Source organism: Arthrobacter sp. A2-55 (assembly GCF_025548615.1).
GTDB classification, from domain to species: domain Bacteria; phylum Actinomycetota; class Actinomycetes; order Actinomycetales; family Micrococcaceae; genus Specibacter; species Specibacter silviterrae.
The window spans coordinates 1-10,748 of sequence record NZ_JAJLOZ010000107.1 but is presented as its reverse complement, the minus strand read 5'-3'; the positions used below and the strand labels follow the sequence as shown (position 1 = coordinate 10,748).

General features: G+C 68.0%; 8 protein-coding genes. 5 read left to right on the top strand and 3 right to left on the bottom strand.

Annotated elements, in window-relative coordinates:
- Window positions 1-1,396 (bottom strand): NAD-dependent malic enzyme (locus LPN03_RS19785; protein WP_262455613.1); only part of this gene is annotated, 1,396 nt, incomplete at its 3' end.
- Between the two features lie 237 nt (window positions 1,397-1,633).
- Here LPN03_RS19785 and LPN03_RS19780 point away from each other — a divergent pair.
- Window positions 1,634-2,392, top strand: coding sequence for an IclR family transcriptional regulator (locus LPN03_RS19780; RefSeq protein WP_165182645.1), 759 nt, complete (start codon window positions 1,634-1,636; stop codon window positions 2,390-2,392).
- A 10-nt stretch (window positions 2,393-2,402) separates the two neighbouring features.
- Here the strand turns inward: LPN03_RS19780 and LPN03_RS19775 are convergent, their stop codons facing one another.
- Window positions 2,403-3,767, bottom strand: a complete 1,365-nt coding sequence (locus LPN03_RS19775; RefSeq protein ID WP_165182646.1) for an 8-oxoguanine deaminase — start codon at window positions 3,765-3,767, stop codon at window positions 2,403-2,405.
- A gap of 392 nt (window positions 3,768-4,159) precedes the next feature.
- Here LPN03_RS19775 and LPN03_RS19770 point away from each other — a divergent pair, with 392 nt between their 5' ends.
- The 4 genes from LPN03_RS19770 to LPN03_RS19755 are packed head-to-tail and all read left to right on the top strand — an operon-like array spanning window position 4,160 to window position 9,791.
- A complete protein-coding gene (locus tag LPN03_RS19770; protein ID WP_165182647.1) occupies window positions 4,160-4,645 on the top strand; it encodes a nucleoside deaminase in 486 nt (161 codons plus the stop codon).
- A 54-nt stretch (window positions 4,646-4,699) separates the two neighbouring features.
- Window positions 4,700-6,160, top strand: coding sequence for an NCS2 family permease (locus LPN03_RS19765; RefSeq protein WP_262455612.1), 1,461 nt, complete (start codon window positions 4,700-4,702; stop codon window positions 6,158-6,160).
- Between the two features lie 5 nt (window positions 6,161-6,165).
- Window positions 6,166-7,041, top strand: coding sequence for an FAD binding domain-containing protein (locus LPN03_RS19760; protein WP_262455611.1), 876 nt, complete (start codon window positions 6,166-6,168; stop codon window positions 7,039-7,041).
- Between the two features lie 2 nt (window positions 7,042-7,043).
- Window positions 7,044-9,791 (top strand): molybdopterin-dependent oxidoreductase, encoded by a 2,748-nt coding sequence (locus LPN03_RS19755; RefSeq protein ID WP_262455610.1) that lies wholly within the window; start codon window positions 7,044-7,046, stop codon window positions 9,789-9,791.
- Window positions 9,792-9,960: 169 nt separating this feature from the next.
- Here LPN03_RS19755 and nboR read toward each other — a convergent pair whose 3' ends face one another.
- A complete protein-coding gene (gene nboR / locus LPN03_RS19750; protein WP_262455609.1) occupies window positions 9,961-10,578 on the bottom strand; it encodes a nicotine blue oxidoreductase in 618 nt (205 codons plus the stop codon).
- Between the last annotated feature and the right edge of the window lie 170 nt (window positions 10,579-10,748).

The following is a 10,748-nucleotide window of genomic DNA, read 5'->3' as shown; positions in this document are numbered from 1 at the left end:
GCGTCCTTTCGAGGGTTGATCCTGCCGCGTTGGCAACGGCGGAAGCGACGTCGGCGGCCACGTGCGGGTCGAAGACGCTGGGGATGATGAAACTGGCGTTGAGTTCAGAATCGTCCACGCGGTTGGCAATGGCAACAGCTGCCGCGACCAGCATATCGTCGGTGATGTCGGACATGCCGGCGTCGAGCAGCCCGCGGAAGAAGCCGGGGAAGGCCAGCACGTTGTTGATCTGGTTCGGGAAGTCGCTGCGGCCCGTGGCCACGACGGCGGCATGCCGTGAGGCGATGACCGGGTCCACCTCGGGCGTGGGGTTTGCCATCGCAAACACAATGGCGTTTTCCGCCATGGCCGCAACCTGCTCCTCACCCAGGATGTTGGGGCCGCTGACTCCGATGAAGACGTCCGCACCGGGCATGGCGTCATGGAGGGAGCCGGTGAAGTTGTCCGGGTTGGTGTTGTTGGCCAGCCAGGTGCGGTGCTCATCCGTGTAGCTCTCGCTGCGGTTGATGGCACCGTTGCGGCCGCAGGCCACCACGTTTTTCGCGCCCTGGGCCAGAAGCAGCTGGATGATGGCGTTGCCCGCCGCGCCGACCCCGGCAACGACGATCTTGACGTCCTCGATCTTCTTTTCCACCACGCGCAGGGCGTTGGTGAGGGCCGCGAGCGTCACGATGGCCGTGCCGTGCTGGTCGTCGTGGAAGACGGGGATGTCCAGCTCTTCCTTCAGGCGGCGTTCGATCTCAAAGCAGCGGGGGGCCGCGATGTCCTCAAGGTTGATGCCGCCGTACACGGGGGCAATCGCCTTGACGATGCTGATGATTTCCTCGGTGTCCTTCGTGTCCAGGCAGACGGGCCAGGCGTCGACGTTGGCGAACTGCTTGAACAGCGCCGCCTTGCCCTCCATGACCGGCAGGGCCGCGGCCGGGCCGATGTCGCCCAGGCCCAGGACGGCCGTGCCGTCGGTGACGACGGCGATCGTGTTGCGCTTGATGGTCAGGTTGCGTGCGGCGGCCGGGTCCTCGGCGATGGCCATGCAGACGCGGGCGACGCCGGGGGTGTAGGCCCGGGAGAGGTCGTCGCGGTTGCGGATGGCCACCTTTGGGGTGACCTCGAGCTTGCCGCCGAGGTGCATGAGGAAGGTGCGGTCGGAAACATGCAGCACGTGCACGCCGTCGAGGGCCTCGAGGGCGTCCCGCACACGCTCGGCGTGGTCGTCGTCGGTGGTGTTCGCAGTGATGTCAACAACAATGCTGGTGTGCTGGGACTCAACAATGTCCAGTGCGGTGACGGCGGCGCCGGCCGAGGCGGCTGCCGCGGCAAGCTCACTCGTGACGGTGAAGTTGGACGGCGCACTGACGCGCAGGGTGATGGAGTTGCCGGGGCTAGGGTTCGCCATTGAATGTCCTTGAAGTTGTGGCCCGCGAGGGCTTCCCGAATGTTATTTGTTTTCGTATGATGGATATTATTATCTATCTAGTGGAATAACAAGTCCTTGCCGCCAAATGGTCAAAGTGGTTGACACGGTGCGGTATCTTTGAGTTTGAAACATCATTTTCACAATGTGGATAAATGGGCACTGTGGAACCCGCAACGGATGGACGGTGGACGTCCAGGAATCCAGGAGTAAAGCGACATGGCAGCAAAGACCGGCGGCGGCGTGCAGTCCGTGGAGCGCGTGTTTGAACTGCTGGAACTCATCACGGACGCTGGCGGCGATGTAACCCTCAGCGAGCTCTCCGGTTCCACGGACCTTCCCCTGCCCACCATCCACAGGCTGTTGCGCACGCTGGTCTCGCTGGGCTACATCCGCCAGCTGCCGAACCGCCGCTACGCCCTGGGTCCGCGGCTCATCCGACTGGGCGAAGGCGCCAACAAGCAGCTGGGCGCACTGGCCCGGCCGCAGCTGAAGACGCTGGTCGACAAGCTGGGTGAAACCGCCAACATGGCTGTGCTGGAATCCGACATGGTCATCTACATAGCCCAGGTCCCCTCGCCGCACTCCATGCGCATGTTCACCGAGGTGGGCCGGCGCGCCCACACCCACGACACCGGCGTGGGGAAGGCCTTGCTGGCCCAGCTGGACAATGACACCGTCCGCGGCATCATTGCCCGGCAGGGAATGCCCACGCCCACCAACAAGAGCATCGGCACCATTGACGCCCTGCTGGCGGACCTGGAGTTGATCCGCAACCGCGGCTATTCCATTGATGAGGAAGAGCAGGAGCTCGGCGTGCGCTGCTTCGCCATGTCCGTCCCTAACGCCCCCACCCCCACCGCCATTTCGGTCTCAGGTCCCGTAACCCGGGTTGACCAGGCGTTTGCGGACCGTGCCGTGCCCATGCTGCAACAGGCCGCCGCCGTCATTTCCGCGGAACTCAACAGCGCAAACTAGCCAGCGCAAACTAGCCGTTCACCAGGCGCCGCGCCGCGCTGCTGTGCTCCGCGATGAGCGCGCCCAGGTCCAGGCCGGGAATCCGGCCGTCCACCACGCGCCACTGCCCGCCCACCATGACCCTGTCCGCACGGTCGGCACCGCACAGCAGCAGGGCGGCCACCGGGTCGTGCGAGCCTGAGAAGCGCAGCTCGTCCAGGGTAAACAGGGCCAGGTCAGCCTGGCGTCCGGGCGCTATCTCGCCCAGGCTCTCCCGCCCCAGCACCCGTGCCGACCCCCTTGTGGCCCAGCCCAGGGCGCGTTCCACGCTGACCCCTGCGCCGTACCGCAGCCGCTGCAGGTAGAGCGCCTGCCGCGCCTCCTGGATCATGTTGGAGGCGTCATTGGAGGCGGAGCCGTCCACGCCCAGTCCCACCGGGACGCCGGCCGCCTCAAGGTCCAGGATGCGGGCGGTGCCTGACGCCAGCCTCATGTTCGACGACGGGCAGTGGGCTATGCCGGTTCCGGCGGCTCCCAGCCGCGCGATTTCGGCGTCGTCGAAGTGGATGCCGTGGCCCAGCCAGGTCCGGTCCGTCAGCCAGCCCACGCTTTCGAGGTAGTCCACCGTGCGCAGGCCAAACTTTTCCCGGCAAAAGTCCTCCTCGTCGAGGGTTTCGGCCAGGTGCGTGTGCAGGCGGACGTCCAGTTTTTCGGCCAGGGCGGCGCTCTCCACCATGAGTTCGCGGGTGACCGAGAAGGGCGAGCACGGGGCCAGCGCAATCTGGATGACTGCGTCGTCGCCGCGCTCATGGTAGGCGGCAACCAGCCGTTCGCTGTCCGCCAAAATGACGTCGGGGTCCTGCACCGTGGACTGCGGCGGCAGCCCGCCGTCGTGCTCGCCCAATGACATGGAGCCCCGGGTGAGGGTGGCGCGCATGCCCAGCTCCCGCACGGCTTCCACCTGGATGTCGATGGCATCCTCAAGCCCGTGCGGGAACAGGTAGTGGTGGTCCGCGGCCGTGGTGCAGCCCGAGAGCAGCAGTTCGGCCAGTGCCGCCGTCGTGGCCAGCCGCAGGTCCTTCGGGGTCAGCCGGGCCCAGACGGGGTAGAGCGTTTTCAGCCAGGGGAACAGTTCGGCATTGGCCACGGGAGCCCAGGCCCGGGTGAGCGTCTGGTAAAAGTGGTGGTGGGTGTTGACCAGGCCGGGCGTGATGACGTGCCGGCCGGCGTCGAACACCTCCTCGCACGGTGTCGCGGGGGACTGGCCGGCGGCGAGAACCTCAGCGATCAGGCCGCCGGCAAGGACCACCCCGCCGCCGGCGTCGAGGTCATTGGCGGTAAAGGCGGCCAGCGGGTTCTTGAGCCAGAGCCGGCGGTCCGGGGTTGATTGCTTCATGGGGATCCTTGCAGTGGACGGGGCGGGCCGGCCAATAAAAAAGCCGGCACCGCACGGGTGCCAGCTCAGTTTTCCTCCTGTTGAAAGGCCCTGTCTGCTGATCCAGGCAGTCCCGCCGAAACGGTCCTGCGCCCAATGTAGGCGAGGGCGCGGGTGAAAGTCAACGCTTCGCGACATTTCATGATGCGGTAACGAGTTTCCAAAAAACTGTTGCCCGGCTCACATTTCGGTGTTAGGGTCATCATCAAGTCTATGGCGGGCGCCCTACAAGGGCCGCTATCTACCGGGCGTATCTTGAATCTCAAACCAAGTGCACACCGGTACAGGAAATCCTTCCCAGGATTCCCGCATGATGCTGTTTTGCCGGGTGCTTCAGTGACAAGGAAGTCACCATGAACATCAATGAATTTGGCCAGGAACACCTGGCCCGGGCGGTAGACCTGGCCACCACCAACGTCCTGGACCACGGCGGGCCATTTGGCGCCGTCGTGGTCACGGCGGACGGGCGGGCCTTCGAAGGAATCAACCGCGTCACCGCCAACAATGACCCCACGGCGCACGCCGAGGTCACGGCCATCCGGGCGGCCTGCACGGCCCTCGGCACCTTCGACCTCACCGGCGCCACCCTCTACACCAGCTGCGAGCCCTGCCCCATGTGCCTGGCATCGGCCCTGTGGGCCCGCGTGGACCGGGTGTACTTTGCCGCGGACAGGCACGACGCCGCCCGCGCCGGATTCGACGACGCCGTCTTCTACGACTACTTCGACACCCCCGTGGAGCAGCGGTCCATGCCCGTGCGGCAACTGGCGCCGGGAGCCGCAGACCCGCTGGCCCCCTTCACCACCTGGAACGGGCTCGCCACCCGGATCGATTACTAGGGGGCGGCTGACATGGCTCTGTTGAACAAGACCGGAAAAGCAAAGGGGCCCTCCATGGCACCCGGACAGCCCGAAACCAAGCGTGGCATGGCACTGGCCATCGACCGCTACTTTGAAATCAGTGCCCGCGGCTCAAGCGTGGTGCGCGAATTCCGCGGCGGCCTGGCCACCTTCTTCGCCATGTGCTACATCGTGGTCCTGAACCCGCTGATCCTCAGTTCGCCCGACGGTTCCGGCCACGTGCTGGGCATACCCCAGGTGGCTGCAGTGACCGCCGTCGTGGCCGGCGTGACCACCATCGTCATGGGGGTGTGGGCGAAGTACCCCTTCGCGCTCGCCGCCGGGCTCGGCGTCAACGCCTTTGTCTCCGCCACGATTGCCACCACCAAGAACCTGACCTGGCCGGAAGTCATGGGCCTGGTGCTCATTGCCGGCATCGTCATGTTTCTGCTGGTTGTTTCCGGGCTCCGGGAGGCCGTCATGCGGGCGGTCCCGGCCGGGCTGAAGACGGCGATCGTGGTGGGAATTGGCCTGTTTATTGCCATCATCGGGCTGGTCAACGCCGGGTTTGTGCGCCGCATCCCGGATTCGGCGCACACCACCGTGCCGCTGCAGCTGGGCCAGGACGGAAAGCTGCTGGGCTGGCCCACGCTGGTGTTTGTCTTCGGGCTGGTGCTGACCATTGTGCTGCTGGTGCGCAAGGTCAAGGGCGGCCTGTTGATCGGCATTGTCGCCTCCACGCTGTTTGCCATGGGCCTGCAACTGGTCACCAACACCGCATCCAGCCAGAAGGACCCGTCCGGCTGGTCGCTCATGGTCCCCGCCGTGCCGGCGAAGATTTTCTCCCTGCCGGATCTCTCCCTGGTGGGCAAGGTGGACATGTTTGGCGCCTTCGCCCATTTGGGGATCATGTCCGCCCTGCTGCTGACCTTCACCATTTTGCTCAGCGTGTTCTTTGACGCCATGGGCACCATGACCGGGCTGGCCAGCGAGGCAGGGCTGGTGGATGAGGACAACAACATGAAGAACGCCAACCGCGTGCTGCTGGTTGACGCGGTGGGCTCCGTGGCCGGCGGCTTCGGCTCCGTTTCCGCCAATGAAATCTTTGTGGAGTCGGCGGCGGGCATCGCCGAGGGTGCCCGGACCGGGCTGGCCAGCGTTGTCACCGGTGGGCTGTTCCTGCTGGCCGCGTTCTTCGCCCCGCTCGTGGCCATTGTGCCGTTTGAGGCGGTGGCCCCGGCCCTGGTCATTGTGGGCTTCATGATGGCCTCCCAGGTCCGCAAGGTGGAGTGGGACGACTTCGGAATCGCCATTCCGGCCTTCCTGACGTTCATCCTGATGCCGTTCACCTACTCGATCGCCAACGGCCTCGGCGCCGGGTTCATCGCCTACGTTGTCATCCGCGTGGTGCAGGGTAGGGCCCGTGAAGTGCACGTGCTGATGTGGGGCGTTGTCGCATCCTTTGTGGTGTACTTCGGGATGGGACCCATCCAGCAGCTCCTCGGGATCGGCTAGCAACCATGGACATGAACACCATCGAGGCAGTGGTTCCCACGGCCGACCCCTCCGCCTGGCGCCCCGGCGATGCCTGGCTGGCCGGAGGCACCGTGTTGTTCTCCTATGGCAGCACCACCCTCCGCCGCCTGCTGGACGTGACCACGGCCGGCTGGCCGGCCATCCAGGTGGACGACGGCGGCATCGAGCTGGCAGCCACCTGCACCATCGCCGAGCTGTATGCGCTGCCGGACCGGCCGGGGCTGCCGCCGGCGTGGACGGCACTGGAACTGGTGCGCCTGTGCTGCGATTCCTTTGTGGCGTCATTCAAGATCTGGAACGCGTCCACCGTGGGCGGGAACATCGCCACAGCCCTGCCTGCCGGGCCCATGACCTCACTCTGCGCCTCCCTCGACGGGGTGGCCACGGTGCTGGGGCCCGGCGGCGGGAGCCGGCAGGTGCCCGTGGCCGGGCTGGTGGTGGGCGACGCCCGCACCAGCCTGGCCCCGGGCGAACTCCTGCGCAGCATTCACCTCCCCGCCGCCGCGCTGGCCTCCAGGGTGGCATTCCGCCGCCTTTCGCTGAGCAACCTGGGCCGCTCCGGCGTCCTGCTCATCGGCAGTTTAACGCCCGACGGCGGCCTGGTCCTGACCGTGACCGCCGCCACCAAGCGGCCGGTGCAGTTGTGCTTCGACGGTTCGGGGGCGGCCGGGCCGGGTGCCGGGCTCCCGGATGCGGCCGGCCTGCGGCGGGCACTGGACGCCGCCATCCCCGCGGAACTGTACCACGACGACATCCACGGACTGCCGCAATGGCGCCGCGACATGACGTACCGGCTCGCTGAGGAGATCCGGGCCGAACTGCTCGGCGCCCCGGCCCACGACGCAAGCAAGGGGGCCTGACCATGGCCATGGGCATCAACGGCACGCCGCACGCCAACGAACCGCGGCCGGGGCAATGCCTGCGCACCTACCTCCGCGAGGAAGGCATGTTGGGCGTGAAAAAGGGCTGCGACGGCGGCGACTGCGGCGCCTGCACGGTGCACGTGGACGGCGTGCCGGTGCACAGCTGCCTCTACCCAGCCGTGCGCGCCGCGGGCAAAAACGTCACCACCGTGGAGGGACTGGCCAGCGGCGGCACGCTCCACCCCATGCAGGAGCAGTTCCTGGCTGCCCAGGGCTTCCAGTGCGGCTTCTGCACGGCGGGCATGCTCATGACGGCGGCCACCTTCGACGACGCCCAAAAGGAGAACCTCCCCCGCAACCTGAAGGGCAACCTGTGCCGCTGCACCGGCTACCGGGCCATCGGGGACGCCGTGCTGGGTGTCTCGACGGAAGATGCGGACAGCTGCGGCCAGGTGGGTGCCAGCCAGGGCGCACCGGCCGGCCGCGCCGTGGTGACGGGCACGGCCCGCTACACGCTCGACGTCGACCCGGCGGACTACCCCGGACTGCTGCACATGAAACTGCTGCGCTCCCCGCACGCCCACGCCCGGATCACCTCCATCGACACCGCCGCCGCCCTCCGGCTGCCCGGGGTCCGCGCCGTCTTCACCCACCAGGATTCGCCGAAACAGCTGTTTTCCACGGCCCAGCACGAGCTGTTCACGGACGACCCCGACGACACCCTGGTGCTGGATTCCGTGGTGCGCCACGTGGGCCAGCGGGTGGCCGCCGTCGTGGCCGACTCCGTCCAGGAGGCCGAGGCCGGCGTGCGTGCCCTGGTGGTCAGCTATGAGGTGCTGCCCGCCGTCCTTGACCCGGAAAACGCGCTGCTCCCGGGCGCCCCGGCCGTCCACGGGGACAAGGATGCCGCGGCCAGCCGCATCGGCGACCCGGCGCACAACATTGTCGCGGAGCTGCACACCGAGCTCGGCGACGTGGCAGCGGGACTGGCGCTGGCCGACGTCGTGCATCAGGAGACGTACAGCACCCAGCGGGTGCAGCACACGGCCCTGGAAACCCATGCAGCGATCGGGCGGCTGGACGGGGAGGGCCGGCTGGACATGCGCTCCTCGACGCAGACGCCGTTCTTGACCCGGCGTGCCCTCTGCCGCGTTTTTGGCCTGCCCGAGGACGCGGTGCGCGTGGTGGCCGGACGGGTGGGCGGCGGATTTGGCGGCAAGCAGGAGATGCTCACGGAGGACATTGTGGCGCTGGCCGTCCTGGCGCTGCGGCGCCCCGTGCAACTGGAATACACGCGCACGGAGCAGCTCACGGCCTCCACCACCCGCCACCCCTTCACCATCCGGCTCAGCGCGGGCGCCCGCAGGGACGGGACGCTGACCGCGCTGGCCGTGGATGTGCTGGTCAACACCGGCGCCTACGGCAACCACGCTCCCGGAGTCATGTTCCACGGCTGCGGGGAATCGCTCGCCGTGTACCAGTGCGCCAACAAGAAGGTGGATGCGCGCTCCGTGTACACCAACACGGTGCCGGCCGGCGCCTTCCGCGGATACGGGCTGAGCCAGATGTTCTTTGCCGTGGAATCGGCCATGGACGAGCTCGCTGCAGGGCTGGGCATGGACCCCATGGAGTTCCGGCGGCGCAACATGGTCCGGTCCGGGGACCCCATGCTGTCCACTTCCCCCGAACCCGAGGAGGACGTGCACTACGGCAGCTACGGGCTGGACCAGTGCGTGGACCTCGTGGACGACGCCCTGCGGAGGGGTGCCGAGCGGTACCGCGAGGCCGGGCTCGCGGAGCTGGGGACGGACTGGGCCGTGGGGACGGGGACTGCCCTGTCCATGATTGACACCGTCCCGCCGCGCGGCCACTTTGCCCACTCCGTGCTGGAACTGCTGGCCGACGGCACGTTCAAGGCCAGCGTGGGCACCGCCGAATTTGGCAACGGCACCACCACGGTGCACGCGCAATTGGCGGCGACGGCCCTCAACAGCCGGGCGGAATTCGTGGCGGTGGCCCAGTCCGACACGTCCCTGACGGAGCATGACACGGGAGCGTTTGGCTCCACGGGGACCGTGGTTGCGGGCAAGGCGACGCTGCTCGCCGCCCAGGACCTGGCCGGTGAGCTGCTCAAGGTGGCCGCGGACGGCGCCGGCGCGGACGTTGCGGCGTGCCGGCTGGTGCCGGGCGCCGTGGACTGCGCCGGCACGCTGCTGCCGCTGGCCCGGGTCTACGAGCTGGCCGCCTTGGCGGGGCGGGCGTTGCGGGCCGAGGGGCGATGGGGCGGCACGCCGCGCTCCGTGGCGTTCAACGTCCACGGCTTCCGGGTGGCCGTCAACAGGGGCACGGGGGAGCTGCGGATCCTGCAAAGCGTCCAGGCGGCCGACGCCGGCGTGGTGGTCAACCCGCGGCAGTGCCGGGGGCAGGTTGAGGGCGGCATTGCCCAGGCCCTGGGCGCGGCGCTGTACGAGGAGGTCCTGGTGGGGGACGACGGCGCCGTCACGACGGACATCCTGCGCCAGTACCACATCCCCACCTTTGCGGACGTGCCGCGCAGTGAGGTGTACTTTGCCGCCACGCATGACTCGCTGGGGCCCCTGGGGGCGAAGTCCATGAGCGAGAGCCCGTACAATCCCGTGGCGCCGGCGCTGGCCAACGCCATCCGCAACGCCACCGGCGTGAGGTTCACCCGGCTGCCGCTGGCGCGGGACGTCATCTACCTGGGGCTGAAGGCCGCCGGCGCCTGACCCCCGACGCTCCCTTTCCGTGGGGGCCAAAGCCGTGCCGAGTTTGGCCCCGGGTGCACCGGGGGCCAAACCCAACGTGGGTTTTGCCCCACAGAAAAGTCCGCGAGCCGAAAGCGGGAGCCCATCCTCAACCACCCGGCCGCCGGCGCCCGACCCCCCCGACGCTCCCTCAGCTTTTGCGCTGTTTGGGCGGACGCTCCATCAGGTGCAGGTCCGCCTCGGTGTCCAAGTCGGCGCCGTCGAAGAGGTCGCTGCAGTCCACCAAGTCGATGAGTTCGGGGTGTTCGCGCAGAAATTGCCGCGCTCCGGCGTCGCCCGTTGACGTGGCGGCCGCCTGCTCGGCAAGTTCGGGGCTGAAGATGATGGGGTGGCCGCGGAGCAGCGTGCCGCCCTCCCCGCCATAGCCGGCCGCCGTGACGCGGCCCGGCCGGTGCGTGGCAATCAGCCTGTTGACCAGCCCGGCGGTGACGCCCGGCTGGTCAACCAACGCTATGAGCGTGTTGTTGCCGGGCGCCGTTGCGGCCACCCCCAGGCGGAACGAGCCTCCCATGCCGGAGGCCCAACCTTCATTGCTTACCAGCCGGCAGCCGGCCAGCCCGGGCAATACGGCGGCTGCCGCCGACCCTGCGCCAAGCACGACGACGACGTCAGTGCAGCCGCCGTCCCGGAGGACGGCGGCTGCATGCTCCACCAACGTGGCACCGCGGAACGGCAGCAGGGCCTTGGGCCCGCGTCCCAGCCGCGTGCCGGCCCCCGCTGCCAACAGCACCGCCGTCGTGTTCACCATGGCATCCAATCTAGCCCCCTCGCGCGAGCGGGCACTTAACGGGGGTGTCCGGGTGGAACATCCGTGTTGTGTGCCGGTTCGGGTGGTTAGCTGTCGCCTCCTGCGTTGCCGGTGGTGCCGGCGTTGGTGTTGAGGAGGTCGTAGCGTTGGGCTGCCTGGGCGGGTGCGTT